The sequence below is a fragment of the Staphylococcus sp. HMSC034C12 genome, assembly GCF_001835895.1.
GTDB classification, from domain to species: domain Bacteria; phylum Bacillota; class Bacilli; order Staphylococcales; family Staphylococcaceae; genus Staphylococcus; species Staphylococcus hominis.
In genome coordinates, this window is record NZ_KV826308.1 from 42,869 (window position 1) to 62,239 (window position 19,371).

Here is a 19,371-nt window from a genome sequence, read left to right on the forward strand (position 1 = left end):
ATTTCACATTCTAAGTGAGGAGAGTTAAGTTGGATAAATTAAGTGCAAGAGGACGGCTTTTAACTTTAATTATTATAGATTCAATTATTGTAACGTTATCTGTTTTTATATGTTACAGCATATTAGAGCCATATTTTGAGGGCTATTCAAAGAAAATTTTAATATTCACTTCAATTATATTACTGATTTCACATCATGTATTTGCATACATATTTAACCTTTATCATCGTGCTTGGGAATATGCGAGCGTGAATGAATTATTGATTATTGTTGAAGCGGTAACGTGTTCTATTATTTCAACAATAATTATTGTACCTCTTTTTACAGGACATCCACCATTTTTTAGATTGTATTTAATTACATGGATGATGCATCTGATTCTTATAGGAGGATCAAGAATTTCATGGAGAATTGGCCGCGGATTTATAGTTGGGAAACAAAAAAAGAAAAAGCCAACACTGATAGTAGGCGCAGGTCGCGGTGGGTCACTATTAATAAGACAAATGTTACGAAGCCCGGATATGGGATTAGAACCTGTCTTAGCTGTAGATGATGATCCACAAAAGCGGAATTTAGCTATTACTGGAGGAGTTAAAGTACAGGGCACGATTAAAGATATTCCTAATCTAGTGGAAAAATATCGTATTAAAAGAATTATCATTGCTATACCTACGCTTTCACCAGCTAGATTGAAAGAAATCACTGATCTATGTAACAGTACTGGGGTTGATATCTTCAAAATGCCAAGTATAGAGTCTGTATTATCTGGAGAATTAGAGGTTAATCAATTAAAACGTGTAGAAGTTGAAGATTTACTAGGAAGAGAACCAGTAGAGTTAGATATGGCCATGATTTCAAAAGAACTAACGCATAAAACAATATTAGTCACTGGAGCCGGAGGATCTATAGGATCTGAAATATGTCGTCAAGTATGTAAATTCGAACCAGAAAGAATGATATTACTTGGACATGGTGAAAATAGTATTTATTTAATTCATCAAGAGTTAACAAAATTGTATAAAGATAAAATTGAAATTATTCCAGTCATTGCAGATGTTCAAGATGCTCAACATATTCAAGAAATAGTAGACAATTATCAACCATATGCGATTTATCATGCAGCCGCTCATAAACATGTGCCACTCATGGAATACAATCCAACCGAAGCATTTAAAAATAATGTGCTTGGGACTAGAAATGTAGCAACTGCCGCTAAAAAAGCTGGCGTGAGAAAGTTTGTCATGATTTCAACTGATAAAGCGGTTAATCCACCTAATGTCATGGGTGCATCTAAACGTATGGCTGAAATGGTCGTACAAAGTCTTAATGATGAAAATAGTAAGACCGATTTTGTAGCTGTGCGATTTGGAAATGTTTTAGGTTCAAGAGGATCTGTCATTCCATTATTTAAAAAACAAATTGCAGCTGGAGGACCTGTCACAGTGACGCATCCAGATATGACTCGTTACTTTATGACGATTCCTGAAGCATCACGACTAGTACTACAAGCTGGTGCATTAGCACAAGGTGGAGAAGTCTTCGTGCTTGATATGGGAGAACCAGTAAAGATAGTTGATTTAGCACGTAATCTAATTAGGTTAAGTGGAAAAACTGAAGATGAAATTAAAATTGAATTTTCTGGAATTCGTCCAGGTGAAAAATTATATGAAGAGTTGATGAATAAAGAGGAAGTACACCCTGAACAAGTATATGAAAAAATATATCGTGGTAAAGTCACAACAATAAACTCAAAAGAATTAGATAAAATTATATGTAATTTACAGAATAATTTTAATAAACAATTTTTAATAGATTTTGCTAACAATAAAATCGATTTTATAAATAATGATAAGGATGGTAATGAAAATGTTAAATAATACTAAAATTGGTGTAATTGGTTTAGGATACGTAGGAATGCCTTTAGCTGTAGCTTTTGCTGAAAAATTTGATGTTATTGGATTTGACATTGATAAAGAAAAAGTTGAAAAATATAATAATAATATTGATCCAACTGGTGAAGTTGGTTCTGAAGGATTAAAAAATACAACTATGAAATTTTCTTCAAATGAAGAAGACTTAAAAGATGTGAATTTCTATGTTATTACTGTTCCAACTCCAATAAAACAGGATAATACTCCTAATTTAGCACCAATTGAGGGTGCTACGGAGTTAGTAGGACGTTATTTATCAAAAGGAGATATAGTGGTTTATGAATCTACAGTTTATCCTGGAGTAACAGAAGATATTTGTATGCCTTTATTAGAAAAAATCTCTAGTTTAGAAGGTATTAAAGATTTTAAAATTGGATATTCACCAGAAAGAATTAATCCAGGGGATAAAAAGAACACAGTTAAAAATATTGTGAAAATTGTTTCGGGTATAGATGATGAAGCACTTAAAACAATTTCAGAAACATATGGTGCAATTATTGAAGCAGGAATTCATAAGGCTCCAAGTATTAAAGTTGCAGAAAGTGCTAAGGTAGTTGAAAACAGTCAAAGAGATATTAATATTGCATTTATGAATGAATTATCTCAAGTATTTAATCGTATGAATATTAATACTTTTGATGTAATTGATGCTATGAATACAAAATGGAATGCTCTAGGATTTACACCTGGATTAGTTGGAGGACATTGCATTGGTGTTGATCCATACTATTTCATCTATCAAGCAGAGAACGTTGGATTTCATTCACAAATCATTGCAGCAGGTAGGAAAATAAATAATTTCATGTCTACCTTTGTAGGAGAAAATTTAATTAAAGAATTAGTTAAAAATAGAATGGCAAACAACCCTAAAGTAGTAGTATTTGGCTTAACATTCAAAGAAGATACTCCAGACTTTAGAAATTCTAAAATTATAAATATGATTGAAGAATTAAATGAATATGGAATTGAACCTTTAGTTATTGATCCATACATGGAAGCTTTTAGACCGGATTTAGAAAATATCAAAGCAACTTATACATCTAATATCGAGGAAGTTGGCAGAGATATTGATGTTTTAGTATATTCAGTAAATCATAAGCAATTTAAAGAAATCAATGATGATAAGTTCTTAAAGTTATTAAATGAAAAACATGCAATAATAGTGGATTTAAAAAATAGATTTAAGCAATATGAAAATAGTAAAGTATCTTATTGGTCATTATAAAAGAAAGGAGAAAATAAAATGACAGAAAAAAATATTCCGTTTTCACCTCCATCTATTAATCAAGAAGATATTAATAATGTAATTGAAGTACTAAAATCAGGTTGGATAACTACTGGACCAAAAACTAAACAATTTGAAAAAGATATCACTAACTTTGTAAATAGTGCTAGAACTGTAGCATTAAATTCATGTACTGCAGCATTAGAAATGACTCTTAGATTGTTAGGTATAGGAAAAGATGATGAAGTAATTGTTCCAGCATATACGTATACTGCAACAGCAGCTTCAGTTTTTCATGTAGGAGCAAATATAAAAATGATAGATACTGCTGAGAATTCTTATGAAATGGATTATAAAGCTTTAGCTAATAGCATTACAGAAAAAACTAAAGCTATAATTCCAGTAGATATAGCAGGAAAACCAGTGAATTATGATGAAATATTTAAAATCGTTGAAGAAAAACAAAACTTATTTAAAGCAAATAATCAGTTCCAAAAAGCTTTTAATAGAATTGTAGTTATAGCTGATGGTGCACATTCATTTGGCGCTAAGTATAAAGGGAAAATTATTGGAAGTGTAGCTGATTTTACATGCTTCTCTTTTCATGCAGTTAAAAACTTAACAACTGCCGAAGGTGGAGCTGTAACTTGGAAGTTAAATAAAAATTTAGACGATGATGAAATTTATAATCAATATATGTTGTTGAGTCTACATGGCCAATCTAAAGACGCATTGGCTAAAACTCAAGCAGGAAATTGGGAATATGATATTGTTGCACCATTATATAAATGTAATATGACTGATATTCAATCAGCAATTGGAATTGCTCAATTAGAAAGATACAAAGAAATTCTTAACAGAAGAAAAGAAATCATATCTATTTACGATGAAATATTAAATAAAAATAATATTAATATTTTAAAGCATTATGAACAAGAAAGAGAATCATCAGGACATCTATATTTAACGAGAGTAAGTGGTATAAGCGCAGAAGAAAGAAATCTTATCATTAAAAAAATGGCTGAAAAAGGAATTTCAACTAATGTTCATTACAAACCACTACCTTTATTAACTGCTTATAAAAATTTAGGATTTAATATTATTAATTATCCAAATGCTTATAATCAATTTGTAAATGAAATATCTTTACCTTTGCATTTACAAATCACTGATGAGGATGCAAAGTATGTTGCAAAAACATACTTAGATGTAATTGATGAGGTGACGAAATAATGAATTATAAAACTCATTATAAACGTGCTTTTGATTTAACATTATCTTTAGTAGCTATGCCAATTGTAGGTTTAGTGATAAGTGGTACTTCATTATTAATTAAATTAGATGATAATGGATCAGTTTTTTATAAAAGCTATCGATTAGGAAAAAACAAATCTAAGTTTCTAATGTATAAATTTAGATCTATGAAAATGAATGCACCTGATATTAGAAATCAAGATGGTTCGACTTATAATTCGGAAAATGATAGTCGAATTACGAGAGTAGGTAAAATTCTAAGAAAAACAAGTATTGATGAAATTCCCCAACTGATAAATGTCATAAAGGGTGACATGAGTATTGTAGGGCCGCGTCCAGATACTCCTGAAGCGTTAGAAATTTATAAAAATGATGAATCTAGAAAACTTGAAGTGAAGCCGGGAATTACTGGTTATAATCAAGCTTTCTTCCGAAACTCAATCCCTCAAGTATATAAGTTTAAAAATGATGTCTATTATGTTGATAATGTATCATTTAAATTTGACTGTATAATTATTTGGAAAACAATTTTAAGTGTATTAAAAAGAAGTAATATTAATAATAAGGAGAGCTAATAAATGTCTCAAATTAATTTAAGAGCTTTAAAAAAGAGTGACAGCAACCTAATCTTAGAATGGATGAAAAACGATAAACTGAGATATTTAATTGGTACAGTTTATCCTATAACAGAATTAGAACATGAAAATTGGTTTGAAAATCGAATGTTAGAAAAAGATAACAGACTATTTATTATTGAGATAGATAATGAAATCCCAATTGGAGTTATAGGTTTTAAAAATTTAGATTGGGTTAATCGAAACTCTGAATTGTTTATATATATAGGCAATTTAGAGTATTGGGGAAAAGGGTATGGCACTCAAGCTCTTAAGTTATTAATAGAATTTGCTTTTAATAAAATTAATTTACATATGTTATATTTAGAAGTATTTTCATATAACAAAGGTGCAATAAAAACGTATGAAAAATTAGGTTTCAAGAAAGATGGTATTTTAAGACAAAGTAAATTTCAAGATGGAAAATATTATGACAAAATTATAATGTCTAAAATTAATGAATGATGAGGTTTTAAATATGAAAAAAGTTATCATTCTAGGTGCAAGTTTTTTACAAGTTCCTTTGATAAAAACAGCAAAACAATTAGGTTATTATACTATTGTGGCCGATATGAATCCTAATGCAGAGGGTTTTGAATTTGCAGATAAAAAATATGTAGTTAGTACAATTGATACTGAAGCTTTGTTAAAAGTAGCTGAATTAGAAAAACCGGATGGCATAGTTACTGCTGCTACGGATATGCCAATGAGATCAATTGCTTATATTGGTGAAAAACTTAATTTAAATACAATAAGTTATGATACTGCTATTAAAGCAACAGACAAATTTAAAATGAGAGAGGCATTGAATAAAGAAAATGTGGCCATACCTAAATATTTTTTAGTTAATAATAAAGAAGATTATAAAAAAGCACTAAAAAATATAAAAGGTAAAAAAATTATTAAGCCTGTAGATTCTTCTGGTAGTAGAGGAATCTTTTTATTAGAAAATGAAAAAGATATTGATAAAGCTTATAAACATGCAACTGAAAACTCTAGAAATAGAACTATACTAGTTGAAGAATATATGCAAGGAGAAGAGGTTTCAGTAGAAACTTTAACAAGTAAAGGAGAAACTAAAGTAGTAGCTATTACTGATAAAATTACGACAGGTGCTCCACACTTTATTGAAAATGCTCATAAAATTCAAAGTACTAAGGATAAAGATATTAAAACTAAAATAAGTCAATTAGCAATAGCGGCTAACAAAGCTTTAAACATTGAAACAGGGCCTTCACACACAGAAATCATGGTAACAAAAGATGGACCCAAAGTTGTTGAAGTCGGAGCGAGACTTGGTGGAGATTTTATTACAAGTCACTTAGTAAAATATGCAACTGGCATAGACATTTTAGAAGCACATTTAAAACAAAGTGTGAATGAACCTTTACCTAGTATGAACAATATACTTAATAAAGGAAGTGCTGTTCATTTTATACAAAGTCGTCCAGGAGTATTAAAAAAAGCTATTATCCCAGATAGTGTTAAAAACCATCCACAAGTTATTGAAGTAGCTTTATCTGCAAACATTGGAGATGAATTAGGATTAGCAGATAGTAGCACAAGTAGAATAGGATATATTATTTGTCAAGCTAACAATTCGAAGGAAGCCCTAAATCTTTGTAAAAAACTAATAAAAAATATTGAAATAGAAATAGAATCTTAAAGGTGGTTATAAAATGAACATTTGGATAGTTTCAGATGGAGAACCTCTGCCTACTGATAATAATAACGTTAGGTTGAGAAGAATGGGGAATTTAACTAGAATATTAGATCAACAAGGGCATAAAGTAATTTGGTTTTCGTCTAACTTTGATCATTATAATAAAAATTTTAGATCGAAAGAAGATGAAGTGAAAAACTTATATAATAGATCTAAATTATTACTCTTATCTACAAAAGGATATAAGAAAAATGTTTCTTTAGCTAGATTCATGCATTTTAAAGCTTTTGGAAAAAAATTCAAACATTATGCTAATGCATTAGAAAATCCAGATTTAATACTTTGCACAATGTCTCCTATCGAAGTTGCTCAAAATGTTAAAGAGTATTCTAAAAAAAATAATATACCATTTATTATTGATATTAGAGATTTATGGCCAGAAATTTATTACGAAGTTACACCGAGAGCATCTCACTTTTTAGTAAAGTTATTAGTTAATAACTCTAAAAAGAATCTTAAAAAAGTTCTTAATAATACAACAGCAATAACAGGTGTAACAAAAGGGTTTGTAAATTACGGTTTAAAAATAAGTGATCTTAATGAGAGAAAATATGATATACCATTCCACACTGCCTATCCGAAATTTGATTTAGAAAGTTACAAAAAAAGATTTAATGAGTTTTGGGGAGAGTATCATCTTAACGAAGATGATTTTATAGTGACATTTGTAGGTAATTTTGGTAAACAATTTGATTTAGAAACTTTAGAAGGGGCTATAGATAAATTACAAAATAAAGAAATTAAATTTGTATTATGTGGTACTGGTGAAAAATATAATTATTTTGTTGAAAAATATAACAATAATAATAATGTAATTATTCCAGGATGGGTTGGTAAAGACGAAATAGCTTCTTTAATAGCTACCTCTAATGTGGGAATCGCACCATATAAAAATAGTATGAACTTTAGATTAAATGCTCCAAATAAATTTGGTGAATATTTGTCTGCTTCTCTTCCAATTTTAGTTTCAGTTCCAGGAATTATGTCAGATTTATTAAATGAAAATAATTGCGGTTTTGAATATGACTCCACAGAAAAACTTATAAAATTAATAGAAAATTATTATGAATCTAAAACACTACAAAAACAACATGCTAAAAATGCAAGAAATTTATTTGAACATTCATTTAATGCAGAAAACGTTTATAATAATTTCGAAAAATATTTAGAAGAAATTGCAGTGCGTTTTAAAACAAAAGATTAAAGAAATAAAAACAAAATTGTTAGGTGAAAAAGATGCAAATATTACATTTGAATTCTAATTTTTTATACTCAAAATTATATGAAAATCAGCTTAATGAAATGTCTTCCAATTTTGAACATATTATTTATAATCCTTTAAGAAATAAAAAAGAGAATAAAACAAAATATAAAGTATTAAAACCTGTATTTATTAATAAAACTGATTCTATTTTAAGTTTTAAGAGATTAGATAAATCATTTAAATATCTTAAAAAAAATATTTTATTAGAAGATTTAAATTTAATTCATGCCCATACTTTGACTAATGATGGTATATTAGCATTAAAAATTTATAAAAAATATAAAACTCCTTATATTCTAACAATAAGAAATACAGATATAAATTATAGTTTAAAATATAAAAAACATTTAAAAAATTTATACTTAAAAACAATATTACATTCGAAACAAGTCATATTTCCAAATCATTCTTATAGAAAGAAACTTTTATCAATATATAAAGATAATGAAAAACTTAAATCTAAGTTAAATAATTCATTAATAATACCAAATGGTATAGACCAATTGTGGATTGATAATCCCAATATACAATCTAAAACTATCGTAGAAAATAAAGTGAAGGTATTATTTATAGCTAGAATATATAAAGATAAAAACCTTCATAATTTATTAAAAGCGATAAATAATATGGATAATATTGAATTGACTGTAGTAGGAAAAATAATTAATAAAGATTATTATAATAAATTAAAAGAGAACTATAAATTCAAATATTTAGGAACTAAAAGTAAACATGAGTTAATTAATCTTATGAATGATTTCCATGTTTTTGCTATGCCTTCTTTTAAAGAAACTTTTGGATTAGTCTATGTAGAGGCTTTAAGTCAAAATTTACCTATTCTTTATACTAGAAATGAAGGAATAGATAAATATTTTGATGATAATAAATATGGAAAATCAGTTAATCCTGAAGATGTTAATAGTATTATTAATGGTTTAGAATATATAATCAAAAATTATGAGTCAATTCAAAATAATTTGAAAGATAAAAACTTCTTACAAGAATTTAATTGGATTAGAATTGGAAAACTATATGATAAATTATATTTAGGTGTAAAAAATGAATAAATTTTTAAAAGATTCATCATTAAATATTATCTCTAATCTTTTAGTAGTTGTTGCAATACAGTTAATTGCATTTCCTATTATTAGTAGAGTAGCAAATAGTAAAGAATTTGCATTACTAATAGTTTTGTATGGGATAGCTATCGTAATAGCTACTAGTTTAGGTAATACTTTAAATAATGTCAGATTGTTACATAGAGAAGGATTTGATTATAAAGATAGAGAAAATGTTTTTTCGAAATACTTTATAGCTATATTAATAATAAATATAATAGTCTTTACTATTATATGTGTATTTTATAGTAAAACTTTTAACTTAAATATATTATTGATGATTATTTTTTCTTTACTACTAACATCACGATATTATTTAAATGTATATTTTCGTGAAAATTTAAACTATAAAAACATTTTATTTGTTAATTTAAGTGTGTTAATAGGATATATTATTGGAATCATCATCTTTTTATTTATTAAGTTATACTCAGTTGTTTTTTTATTAGGAGAAGTATTTGGATTAATTTATTTATTAAGAAAAACAGTTTTTTTGAAGTATTTTAGTTTAAAGAGAAGCAGTTTTCAATCTGAAAACAAAAATATTTTAAAAGATTACTTAAATTTTTCGTTTATTAATATTGTTATTAACATTTTAAATTATCTAGATCGTTTCATTTTATTACCCATCATTGGACCAGTATTAGTCAATGTTTATTTTATAGCTTCAACAGCTAGTAAAATGATTGGATTAGTGACAACCCCGATTAACAATGTAATTCTTTCATATTTAACAGTAGATAATGGAAATAAAAATTTAAAAAGATTTATTCAAATAAATATAGGGATTATTATTGTAAGTATACCTATGTTTTTCATAGTTAAGTATTCATCATTGTTAGTTGTTTATATTTTATATCATAATTATTTTGAAAAAGTGTATTTAATTATTAATTTAGTAGTTCTAATTTGTCTGTTACAGATATTTATTAGTATTTTTCACCCTTTTTCAATGAGAATGATCAACTCTAAAATAATTCTTTATATACAATTAGGATATGCTTTGATTTATATCTTATTAGCTTTCTATGGGAGTTATATATATGGGATTTATGGCTTTTGTTGGTCCACTATAATATCGATGTTACTTAAGTTATTAACTACAAATTCATTAGTAATAAGTATCTCAATGAAGAAAGGAAGAAATTAGTGTGGGAGAAGATAATTCAAAAAAAATAAAAAATCAGTCACTAAATAATTGGATACTTAGTTTGTTATTTATTCTTCTATTAATTGGATCTTTGAATGCTAACGGTTCTAAAATAGGTATTTTAGCTTTGAGTTTAGTCATTGCTTTTACTAATATCTTTTATTTTCTAAGAATTTTATATAAACGTTATATAAAAATTTCTGATATTATTATATTATTTCTAATGGTTATTTATATTATTGTATCAATAGTTTCTTCTCAAAATGGCTTAGGAAATAAAGGGATTACCAATACATTTGAATTTGTAGCTTGTATAGGAGTATATTTATATTTCTCAAATAGTGAATGGAATAATAAGGTAATTCTTCTAATTTATAGAATTAGTATTGTATTTGTATTGTTTCACTTTTTAGTATGGATAGCGAAAGGATTTGGAAGAGAATTTTCAAGTATTTATCCTAATTCAAATATCTTGGGACCTTTTATGTTTATAGCTATTTATTTTATATTATTAAGAATATTTACTACTAAAAAAAGACTTATTCCTTATATATTTCTATTAATTGCATTGGTTATATTATTAGCAAGTGACACAAGATCAGTGTTATTATCTATATTTATTGGAGCAATAATCTATTTTATTTGGAATACAATAGTTAAAAATAAAGGATTAAGTATTTTTTTATTTATACTTATTATTGTTTCATTTGGTTCAATTGTGTTCGTATACCCTAAGTTGCCAAATTGGAGTCAATATGGAAAATTAGAAGCATGGATGTTAGAACATACTGGTAAGAGTATAATGTCTGGACGAGCTGATATATGGGGAAGATTAAATAACCTTATAGATTTAAGGCCAATTTTTGGTTTTGGTCCAAATACAGTAGCAACTGATGTGATTGGCAGAGAGGCTTCATCTCATAATCTATATATTAATATGGCACTTCAGATCGGTTATTTAGGTTTACTAATATTTATATTGATATTATTTACAATATTCATGTCTTACGTAAGTAAAGGTTCGAATAGATTAGTAAAATTGTCTGCTGCAGCTTTTATTGCGATATTAGCTCATCAACTTTTTGAAATCACATTAGTACAAAATCAACTTTCTATAGGATTATTGCAATGGTTAGTTATAGCAACAGGTGTAGGTGTTACTACGAGCAAAAGTAATGATAAAAATAAAAAAGAGGTTATAAATAATGAAAAATAAATCGCCTATATTTAAGATTATTCTTACTATCTTGATTATATTTTTAGTAATAATAATATGTTTAGTTGTTTTAACTTTCTTAAAATTCCATTCGTTGAACAATTCAATTAAAGAACCATTAGATAGAGATCACTCACAACTAAGACAAAAAAGTTTAAAAGATGGTGATCCAATGACCGTTGTGTTATATGGTATTGATGATGATGCACAACGTCATCAAGAAAATTTAGGACAGCGTAGTGATTCGATTGTACTCATGTCGATTAATCCAAAAGATAACAAGACAGTAATGGTAAGTGTACCACGTGATACGAGAACTGAAATTGTGGGTCACGATTCAACGGAGAAAATCAATCATGCTTATGCGTATGGTGGCCCTAAAATGGCAGTGAATTCGCTTGAAAAATTAATGGATGTACCTGTTGATCACTATATTGCAATAAATATGGATGGGGTAAAAACCGTTGTAGATGAAATCGGTGGCGTGGATATCACAAGTGATGCAACGTTTACGACAAAATCAACTACACCGTTTCATTTCGAAAAAGGTAAGCAATATCACATGGATGGTAAGCAAGCTTTAGCATACATGCGTGCGCGTAAAGAAGAAGGTGCTGGTGGTGATGGCGGACGTCAGTTGCGTCAGCAACAAGTCATCACAGCAGTCGCTAAAGAAGCCTTTTCAATGAGTTCAGTAACAAAATTAAACAGTATATTTAAAGCAGCACAAGATAATTTAAGAACAGATTTAAGTTTTATCGAATTAAATAAATTTAGATCGGATTATAGTAAAGCTGATAATAATGTAGAACGTTTAATCATTGATGGTCAAAATGACAAAGGTGACGACGGATTGTACTATTTCTATCCTAATAACGATAGCTTAAATGAAGTAAAACAAAAAATTAAAGATAATTTAGAAATGAAATAGTGATGTAAAAAGCACTTTAGCAGTTCGTTACTTGCTAAAGTGCTTTTTCTGACCATAAAACAAGACGCTCTTTAATTATAGAGAACGTCTTATCTATGAGCTCAATACTATTGTTGATTTTGGTTAGACGTGACATCTTGACCAAAGAAGTCGAAGATATTTTTCGCACTATCTGTGTTATCAATGTTACCACGGAATTTATCAGCACCTGGGCCATATGCGTAAGTATTTACGTCTTCACCAGTATGACCATATGTTGTCCAACCAGTATGAGATTCGTCATTAATTGGTTTTTGGATGGCGTCTTGTAATGTTGTTGTTGCTTCTGCAATTTTTGGATCATCTTCATTTTTAGCTTTATCTTTAATGTCTTTTAGTTCTTTCGCTGCATCTTTAACTTTATCTAATTGTTTTTTAGGGAAGTCGACACCATAACCTTCATTGATCACTGTTTCAGGGTCTTTACCTTTAGCAATTTGTTCAGTCATGTAACTGCCAGAATGTTTCATTTTATGAATAGCGTCTGGATTCCATACATAATCTTTGCCTTTAGCGATGGATAAACCACCAGTTGAGTGGTCAGCAGTTGCGACAACTAATGTATCTTTATGATTTTTAGCATAGTCGATAGCGTTTTGGAATGCTTTATCGAAGCCGCTCATTTCTGACATGACACCAGTGATATCATTAGGATGACCAGATTTATCAATTGAAGCGCCTTCTACCATTAAGAAGAATCCTTTATCATTTTTTTCTAATTTAGATAATGCACTCTCTTCCATATCTGCTAATAATGGATTTTGTTGTGGTGCATCAATTTGTAACGGCATATTTTTCTCAGCAAATAAACCTAATACTTGGTCACTTTTTGAGTTAGCTAAGTCAGTTTTATTGGTTACATAGTCGTAACCATCTTTTTGAAATTTCTCAGTTAAATGACCATTTTCTTTACCGAAGTATTTAGAGCCTCCACCTAAGAGAACATCTACTTTATGTTGGCCATTAATTTTATCGTTATAAAATTGTTGTGCAATCTCATCTTTTTTATCACGATCATCTACATGTGCCGCATACACAGCTGGGGTTGCATCAGTGACTTCTGCTGTTGTCACTAAACCAGTTGATTTACCTTGTTCTTTAGCATATTCTAATACTGACTTTAAAGGTTTTTTATCATTATCTACAGAGATTGAACCATTATATGTTTTATGACCTGTAGCGAAAGCTGTGCCACCTGCAGCTGAGTCAGTGACATTTTCTTTAGGATCGTTAGGATTAGTACGGTTAGTTCCTTTTAAATATTTATCAAAAGCAGTTTGATCTAATTCTTTGGTATTAGGATTATCTGCATAATAACGGTAAGCTGAATTATAAGAAGGACCCATACCATCTCCAACCATGAAAATCACATTTTTAGGATTTTTAGTGTTACCGATGGCCATGTAATCGCCATTTTGACCTTGTTGATCTTGAGCACCTTGTCCAGCACCAGATGCGAATGACACATGTGTTGTACCTAATACTGAAGCAGCTAGAATTGAAGTTGCTACTGTGGTTTTTCCAAATTTATTGATGAAACTCATTATTAAAAAAGCCCCCTAATATGTAAAATATAGATTACTTACATCTTTATATTAAGAAATTTTATTTGATTTGAAGTAAGTATTTAGTAAACTTTAGTTTAAGGTATTGTAAAAAATTATTAACTTATTCTATTCTATGATTTAATAAATCAATTTAATATAAAGAATTGAAAATGTATGCTATAATAGTATTAAATAAAATAGTTTGATCTTATTAAGAGTAAGTGGAGGGAATTGGCCCTATGAAACTTCAGCAACTGCGCTTTGCGTGAGGTGCTACATCCAACAGGATTTTCCTGAAAGATAAGAAGATGTCGACAAGCGCTTCTTATTTAAGGAGGGCTATTTTATTTACCCAAATTAAAAAAAGGTGGTAAACATATGACAACATTACAAGAACTATTTAAAGAATTAGATGATTGGGAACAGCATAGTCCTAAAAGTTGGGCAGGAAGTATGGGAAGAACAGCAAAAATCAATGATATCCAAAGACAAATTAAAGAAGCGATTACCATAGAAGATATTAGAAAATATATTTTAAATAAAGAAGATTAAAAATAAAAGAAGCATGGGAGTGAGACGGCGTATTCAAAATGAATTCGAATCTCGCTCCTTACTTTTTTATGAAACAGTCAATCTCAAACATATTCAATTTAAAGAAAAAGCGTTAAAATAAAGTTAAAGAAATCATGTCATTAATAAATATATAGAGGTGAATCAATAATGATATTCGTAATGTTATCTCCTTTACTGATAGTTGTATTTATCGCATTATCTATTATGGAAGAAAGAAAACGTAAGAAAAAAACGAAACATAAAGAAAATGAATTTGAGAAAGAAAAAAATAAAATGTCTAATCCTAATGACAATAATGATCATGACGCAAAATAAAGGATGAAAAAAATGAAAGTATTGATTGTCGAAGATGATGTCGTCATTGCAGAAAGTCTAGGAAATGAACTCTCACATTGGAACTATGAAGTGAGTATTGCTAAGCAGTTTGATAATATTCTTGAAGAATTTAAAACTGCAGAACCTGAACTTGTGCTGTTAGATATTAATTTACCTACATTTAATGGTTATCATTGGTGCCAAGAGATACGTAAAGTATCTAATGTCCCAATTATTTTCATTAGTTCGCGTACTGACAATATGGATCAAATTATGGCAATTCAAATGGGCGGAGATGACTTTATTGAAAAGCCATTTAATTTGTCACTTACTATAGCGAAAATTCAAGCATTGCTTCGTAGAACATATGATTTAACGGTTTCAAATAATGAGATTACTGTTAAAGGGTGTAAGCTCGTTGTTGATGAAGCCACACTATACTACAACAATGACTCTGTACAACTTTCGTTTACTGAACTACAAATTTTGAATAAATTATTTCAAAATGAAGGGAAGTATGTCAATCGTACAGCAATTATTGAAAAATGTTGGGAATCAGAGAATTTTATTGATGATAATACGTTAGCAGTAAATATGACACGCCTACGTAAAAAGCTGCAATCTATCGGTATTGTTGATTTCATTGAGACAAAGAAAAATGTAGGGTATAAGGTGTAAATAGTATGTTAAAAGCGTTTATAAAATCGATACGTCATCAAATTATGATAGTAGCTTTATTTCTATTACTTTTCTTGATGATTTTCTTTCTTTTTAATTTGCCTTTCAATGCCTTCTTTCTAGGTATGGCAATTATTCTTTTCATAATGATTATTTTTTGGTTGATTCAACTTAGTGGATTTCAAGAAGCAGTGTCTTTAAAAGAAGAAGTTGCTGACTTAGAAGATGAATTACAACGTGTAAAAAATGAACAAGCTGCATATCAAGTCAACGTTGAGAACTATTTTCTAACATGGGTGCATCAAATGAAGACACCTATTACCGCTTCGAAACTCCTTCTAGAAAGAAATGAAGATAATGTAGTGAATCGCGTGCGTCAAGAAATCATACAAATTGATAACTACACGAGTCTTGCACTCAGCTATTTAAAATTAATGAATCAAGAAACGGATATGTCTTTTTCGAAAGTGACCATTAACGATCTCGTTAAACCGCTTATTATGAAATACTCGATTCAATTCATCGATCAAAAAACAACTATTCATTACACACGTTGTGAAGATGAAGTACTGACTGATGTTCAATGGTGTACGATCATGATAGAACAAATGCTTAATAATGCTTTGAAATATGCAAGAGGTAAAGATATTTGGATTACGTTTAACAACGAAAATCATGTGCTATCTATACGAGATAACGGTGTAGGAATTAGTAAAGCCGATCTTCCCAAAATTTTCGATAAAGGGTACTCAGGCTATAACGGAAGACTTCATCAACATTCAAGTGGCATCGGATTATTTATTGTTAAACATATATCGGCACATTTACATCATAAAGTAGAAGTATCTTCAACGCTCCATGAAGGAACTACATTTGACATACATTTCCCAGAAAATAATTAAACTTTCAATAATGTAAGGATAGCTAGTAACATTTTTAAGAAATGATTAATGTTACTGGTTTCTTTTTGTTTTATGATAGAAGTAAGTGATAAATTAAAGAGTTTAATAAAAAGAAAGGAAGCATGGATATCATGTTGTTAGACGTGAATAATGTAAAAAAAATATTTGGAAGAGGCCTGAATGCTACTACCGCATTAAATGGCATGTCATTTAATGTGGATAGGGGTGAATTTGTAGCGATTATGGGTGAATCTGGATCTGGGAAGTCCACTTTACTTAATTTAATTGCAACTTATGATAAAGCTACTGAAGGTACGATAACGATTGACGCGCAAAATATCCGTCAATTGCGTAATAAAGAAATCGCTTATTTCCGTCGAGACCATTTAGGTTTTGTTTTTCAGGATTTTAACATTTTACCGACGATGACAAATAAAGATAATATCTTAATGCCACTTGTACTTGCGAATCGCTCACATCAAACGATGCGTCATCGTCTTTATCGCTTAAGTTATCAGTTACATATTGAACCACTTCTTAATAAATATCCTTTTGAAATATCAGGAGGAGAACAACAACGCGTGGCTATCTGTCGAGCACTGATTAATGAACCAGATTTGTTACTCGCAGATGAGCCTACAGGTGCACTTGATTCTAAAACATCTAAAACGATTATGGAACTATTTAGAGATATTAATAAAAATGAGCAAACCATTTTAATGGTGACACATTCGGCTGTGGATGCTTCCTATGCCAAACGTATTTTGTTCATTAAAGATGGCCGTTTATATCATGAAATTTATCGAGGGGAGGAACTACAATCAGAGTTTCAAAAACGTATTGCTGATAGTTTAGCAATGCTTCACGAAAGTGGTGATTAAAATGACTTTTCGCTTGGTTTGGACGTTAGTCATTCAGAATTTTAAGACACAGCGTCATATTATAATTCCATTTATTCTAGTCATCAGTACATTATTTGGTATTGAATTTATTTTATTATCCTTAAACATGAATACTTCGATTCATAAGCATAGTGATGTAATTCCGGTTTTTATTAGTATAGGAAATTTTTTTATGTGTCTATTTGGCCTCCTTTTTATTCTTTATGCTAATCGTTTTATTATGCGACGTCGTCAAAAAGAGCTGGCCATGAATATGATTTTGGGTATGGAAAAAAAGCATTTTAGGTTAATGCTGTTTATAGAAGGAATATATCAATATATTATCATTGGGTGTCTGAGTATTATAGGTGGTTATTTATTTGGTGCATTAACTTATATGTCGTTAAATAGAATATTAGGTTATACGCAGGTCTCTTTAAAAAAATATCCATTTGATATAAGTGCAATGAGATACACCTTGTTGATGTTAGCAATAATGATGCTATTTTTATTTATTGTTAATAATATAAAAATCACTTTTCAAAGTCCTATTAAGTTAATACAGCAGCAACATCCAACGGAAAAACAATGGCCCAAACCTTTACTCTATATCTTATTGATTGTTGGAATCATAACTGTTGTTGACAGTTATATGATTGCCTTAAAAGATACACTCATTTTGGTTTCTCTACGTAATATTTTTATTGCTCTTATTTTAGTGACAATAGGAACGTATTGCTTATTTATATCATTGAGTGTTTTAGTGATAGATTGGCTTCAAAAGATTCCGAGTGTTTATTATCGACCTAAATATTTTTTTACTATTTCTGGTTTAAGTTCAAGAATGAATTCTAATTCTATTGGTTTGGCTAGTTTAACCATGCTATGTACTTTTCTTATTGTGACTCTAGGAATGAGCGTTGCTACATATCGTAGTGTAGACCAACGTGCGAATCATTTAATGCCAACACAATATCGTATTGAATTGAGTGGAGATGTGCATCATAGTACTACGAGCAAACACAAAGTACGTCAGCTAGAAAATGAGATTAAGAGACATGCTGATGTTGATGCTTTCAGAGAATATACAAGTGGAAGTGTTGCAGTCACTTATAAGAAGGGTTCATTTGTAAAGCGAGATAATGAAAACAGTCCATTGGATTTAGATAGTATATATTTAATTGTAATGAATCAGAAAGATTACAATACAATCAATCATACGCACCTGCGACTGAAACATAATGAAATGGGAATATTAGCGAATCATTTCATGTTTCAAAAATTAGACCATATCAAATTAATGAATCAAACATTTAAAACAAATCAGTTAAAAGGTGATCATTTTTCATTTCCAGTTCCAGGTGGAGTCACACTTGTTACTCATAATGTAAATCAACAACGTCAATTGATTCATTATTATCAAACAACAGCAAATATTAACTCATACATTGCTTTTAATCTTAAAACACAAGATACACAGTCCATAGATCATATTAAGTCTAAATTGATGAAACAATATGATATTCAAATTGATAATAAAGATGAATTAAATAAGGAAATGTTTGATATTTATGGCGGTCTGATTTTTGTTGGAACTATTGTTTCTTTAGTCTTAATGATTGGTACATTTACGATGATGTATTACAAAAATATTGCTGAGGGATATGAAGATCGAAAAAACTATCGAATTATGCGTCAAGTAGGTTTAGAAGGAGAACGAATTAAATCGGTTATTAATGACCAAGTAGTTATTATTTTTACTTTACCTATTATAATATCTATGATACATGTACTATGTGCTTCTAAAATGATTTATACTTTGCTTGGTATTTTAGATGTTAATGATATAAAATTATTTTTAACAACTTATATCGGTGTCTTAGTGTTTGTAATGATAATCTATGCTTTGATGTATGTAATGACGTCTCGTGTATATTATCGTCTCATTCATCGTTGATATATTAGTAAAAAGAAATCCTCATTCTTATATATAAATGAGTGTAAGACTTT

At 29.1% G+C, this 19,371-nt stretch carries 18 protein-coding genes and 1 riboswitch; of the genes, 17 read left to right on the forward strand and 1 reads right to left on the reverse strand.

The window, feature by feature from the left end; genetic code table 11:
• The first annotated feature begins 29 nt into the window (after nucleotides 1-29).
• The 11 genes from HMPREF2629_RS02080 to HMPREF2629_RS02130 are packed head-to-tail and all read left to right on the forward strand — an operon-like array spanning nucleotide 30 to nucleotide 12,426.
• Nucleotides 30-1,877 (forward strand): polysaccharide biosynthesis protein, encoded by a 1,848-nt coding sequence (locus HMPREF2629_RS02080; RefSeq protein ID WP_070813125.1) that lies wholly within the window; start codon nucleotides 30-32, stop codon nucleotides 1,875-1,877.
• Nucleotides 1,867-3,156 (forward strand): nucleotide sugar dehydrogenase, encoded by a 1,290-nt coding sequence (locus HMPREF2629_RS02085; RefSeq protein ID WP_081365142.1) that lies wholly within the window; start codon nucleotides 1,867-1,869, stop codon nucleotides 3,154-3,156. Before HMPREF2629_RS02080 ends, HMPREF2629_RS02085 begins: the two co-directional genes overlap by 11 nt.
• A gap of 18 nt (nucleotides 3,157-3,174) precedes the next feature.
• On the forward strand, nucleotides 3,175-4,389 hold the full coding sequence (locus HMPREF2629_RS02090; RefSeq protein WP_070813126.1) for a DegT/DnrJ/EryC1/StrS family aminotransferase: 1,215 nt from the start codon (nucleotides 3,175-3,177) through the stop codon (nucleotides 4,387-4,389).
• The gene (locus HMPREF2629_RS02095; protein ID WP_054105669.1) at nucleotides 4,389-4,985 is read left to right on the forward strand and encodes a sugar transferase; all 597 of its coding nucleotides are present in this window, start codon (nucleotides 4,389-4,391) and stop codon (nucleotides 4,983-4,985) included. Before HMPREF2629_RS02090 ends, HMPREF2629_RS02095 begins: the two co-directional genes overlap by 1 nt.
• Nucleotides 4,986-4,988: 3 nt before the next feature.
• A complete protein-coding gene (locus HMPREF2629_RS02100) occupies nucleotides 4,989-5,489 on the forward strand; it encodes a GNAT family N-acetyltransferase (protein WP_054105668.1) in 501 nt (166 codons plus the stop codon).
• Nucleotides 5,490-5,502: 13 nt separating this feature from the next.
• Nucleotides 5,503-6,690 (forward strand): ATP-grasp domain-containing protein, encoded by a 1,188-nt coding sequence (locus HMPREF2629_RS02105; protein WP_054105667.1) that lies wholly within the window; start codon nucleotides 5,503-5,505, stop codon nucleotides 6,688-6,690.
• Between the two features lie 13 nt (nucleotides 6,691-6,703).
• Entirely contained in the window at nucleotides 6,704-7,951 is a 1,248-nt protein-coding gene (locus tag HMPREF2629_RS02110) for a glycosyltransferase family 4 protein (RefSeq protein WP_070813127.1), read from the forward strand.
• Nucleotides 7,952-7,983: 32 nt separating this feature from the next.
• Nucleotides 7,984-9,078 (forward strand): glycosyltransferase, encoded by a 1,095-nt coding sequence (locus tag HMPREF2629_RS02115; RefSeq protein ID WP_070519033.1) that lies wholly within the window; start codon nucleotides 7,984-7,986, stop codon nucleotides 9,076-9,078.
• On the forward strand, nucleotides 9,071-10,279 hold the full coding sequence (locus HMPREF2629_RS02120) for a lipopolysaccharide biosynthesis protein (protein ID WP_054105924.1): 1,209 nt from the start codon (nucleotides 9,071-9,073) through the stop codon (nucleotides 10,277-10,279). The genes HMPREF2629_RS02115 and HMPREF2629_RS02120 overlap by 8 nt, the downstream gene beginning before the upstream one ends.
• A 1-nt stretch (nucleotide 10,280) precedes the next feature.
• Nucleotides 10,281-11,495 (forward strand): O-antigen ligase family protein, encoded by a 1,215-nt coding sequence (locus tag HMPREF2629_RS02125; RefSeq protein ID WP_054105923.1) that lies wholly within the window; start codon nucleotides 10,281-10,283, stop codon nucleotides 11,493-11,495.
• Nucleotides 11,482-12,426, forward strand: a complete 945-nt coding sequence (locus HMPREF2629_RS02130; RefSeq protein ID WP_070813128.1) for an LCP family glycopolymer transferase — start codon at nucleotides 11,482-11,484, stop codon at nucleotides 12,424-12,426. Before HMPREF2629_RS02125 ends, HMPREF2629_RS02130 begins: the two co-directional genes overlap by 14 nt.
• Nucleotides 12,427-12,533: 107 nt before the next feature.
• Here HMPREF2629_RS02130 and HMPREF2629_RS02135 read toward each other — a convergent pair whose 3' ends face one another.
• The gene (locus tag HMPREF2629_RS02135; protein WP_002488271.1) at nucleotides 12,534-14,009 is read right to left on the reverse strand and encodes an alkaline phosphatase; all 1,476 of its coding nucleotides are present in this window, start codon (nucleotides 14,007-14,009) and stop codon (nucleotides 12,534-12,536) included.
• 208 nt (nucleotides 14,010-14,217) lie between these two features.
• Nucleotides 14,218-14,319: riboswitch (SAM riboswitch) on the forward strand.
• Nucleotides 14,320-14,390: 71 nt separating this feature from the next.
• Here HMPREF2629_RS02135 and HMPREF2629_RS11125 point away from each other — a divergent pair.
• From HMPREF2629_RS11125 to HMPREF2629_RS02155, 6 genes are all read left to right on the forward strand, one after another.
• The gene (locus tag HMPREF2629_RS11125) at nucleotides 14,391-14,564 is read left to right on the forward strand and encodes a hypothetical protein (protein ID WP_002449232.1); all 174 of its coding nucleotides are present in this window, start codon (nucleotides 14,391-14,393) and stop codon (nucleotides 14,562-14,564) included.
• A 168-nt stretch (nucleotides 14,565-14,732) separates the two neighbouring features.
• A complete protein-coding gene (locus HMPREF2629_RS11130; protein ID WP_176746862.1) occupies nucleotides 14,733-14,900 on the forward strand; it encodes a hypothetical protein in 168 nt (55 codons plus the stop codon).
• Between the two features lie 12 nt (nucleotides 14,901-14,912).
• Nucleotides 14,913-15,578 carry a response regulator transcription factor gene (locus tag HMPREF2629_RS02140; RefSeq protein WP_070508443.1) on the forward strand — a complete coding sequence of 222 codons (666 nt, stop codon included), beginning with the start codon at nucleotides 14,913-14,915 and terminating at the stop codon, nucleotides 15,576-15,578.
• A gap of 5 nt (nucleotides 15,579-15,583) precedes the next feature.
• Nucleotides 15,584-16,480, forward strand: coding sequence for a sensor histidine kinase (locus HMPREF2629_RS02145; protein ID WP_070813129.1), 897 nt, complete (start codon nucleotides 15,584-15,586; stop codon nucleotides 16,478-16,480).
• A gap of 131 nt (nucleotides 16,481-16,611) precedes the next feature.
• Nucleotides 16,612-17,361: an ABC transporter ATP-binding protein gene (locus HMPREF2629_RS02150; RefSeq protein WP_002488212.1), complete on the forward strand. Its 750-nt coding sequence runs from the start codon at nucleotides 16,612-16,614 to the stop codon at nucleotides 17,359-17,361.
• Nucleotide 17,362: 1 nt separating this feature from the next.
• On the forward strand, nucleotides 17,363-19,318 hold the full coding sequence (locus HMPREF2629_RS02155) for an FtsX-like permease family protein (protein ID WP_054105919.1): 1,956 nt from the start codon (nucleotides 17,363-17,365) through the stop codon (nucleotides 19,316-19,318).
• Nucleotides 19,319-19,371: the final 53 nt, after the last annotated feature.

What these genes read in the sequence shown, in the direction of transcription:
- HMPREF2629_RS02145 (WP_070813129.1), top strand. Translation starts at nt 15,584, where the DNA reads ATGTTAAAAGCGTTTATAAAATCGATACGTCATCAAATTATGATAGTA.
- HMPREF2629_RS02090 (WP_070813126.1), top strand. Translation starts at nt 3,175, where the DNA reads ATGACAGAAAAAAATATTCCGTTTTCACCTCCATCTATTAATCAAGAA.
- HMPREF2629_RS02105 (WP_054105667.1), top strand. Translation starts at nt 5,503, where the DNA reads ATGAAAAAAGTTATCATTCTAGGTGCAAGTTTTTTACAAGTTCCTTTG.
- HMPREF2629_RS11125 (WP_002449232.1), top strand. Translation starts at nt 14,391, where the DNA reads ATGACAACATTACAAGAACTATTTAAAGAATTAGATGATTGGGAACAG.
- HMPREF2629_RS11130 (WP_176746862.1), top strand. Translation starts at nt 14,733, where the DNA reads ATGATATTCGTAATGTTATCTCCTTTACTGATAGTTGTATTTATCGCA.
- HMPREF2629_RS02100 (WP_054105668.1), top strand. Translation starts at nt 4,989, where the DNA reads ATGTCTCAAATTAATTTAAGAGCTTTAAAAAAGAGTGACAGCAACCTA.
- HMPREF2629_RS02150 (WP_002488212.1), top strand. Translation starts at nt 16,612, where the DNA reads ATGTTGTTAGACGTGAATAATGTAAAAAAAATATTTGGAAGAGGCCTG.
- HMPREF2629_RS02135 (WP_002488271.1), bottom strand. Translation starts at nt 14,009, where the DNA reads ATGAGTTTCATCAATAAATTTGGAAAAACCACAGTAGCAACTTCAATT.
- HMPREF2629_RS02095 (WP_054105669.1), top strand. Translation starts at nt 4,389, where the DNA reads ATGAATTATAAAACTCATTATAAACGTGCTTTTGATTTAACATTATCT.
- HMPREF2629_RS02155 (WP_054105919.1), top strand. Translation starts at nt 17,363, where the DNA reads ATGACTTTTCGCTTGGTTTGGACGTTAGTCATTCAGAATTTTAAGACA.
- HMPREF2629_RS02085 (WP_081365142.1), top strand. Translation starts at nt 1,867, where the DNA reads ATGTTAAATAATACTAAAATTGGTGTAATTGGTTTAGGATACGTAGGA.
- HMPREF2629_RS02120 (WP_054105924.1), top strand. Translation starts at nt 9,071, where the DNA reads ATGAATAAATTTTTAAAAGATTCATCATTAAATATTATCTCTAATCTT.
- HMPREF2629_RS02140 (WP_070508443.1), top strand. Translation starts at nt 14,913, where the DNA reads ATGAAAGTATTGATTGTCGAAGATGATGTCGTCATTGCAGAAAGTCTA.
- HMPREF2629_RS02115 (WP_070519033.1), top strand. Translation starts at nt 7,984, where the DNA reads ATGCAAATATTACATTTGAATTCTAATTTTTTATACTCAAAATTATAT.
- HMPREF2629_RS02110 (WP_070813127.1), top strand. Translation starts at nt 6,704, where the DNA reads ATGAACATTTGGATAGTTTCAGATGGAGAACCTCTGCCTACTGATAAT.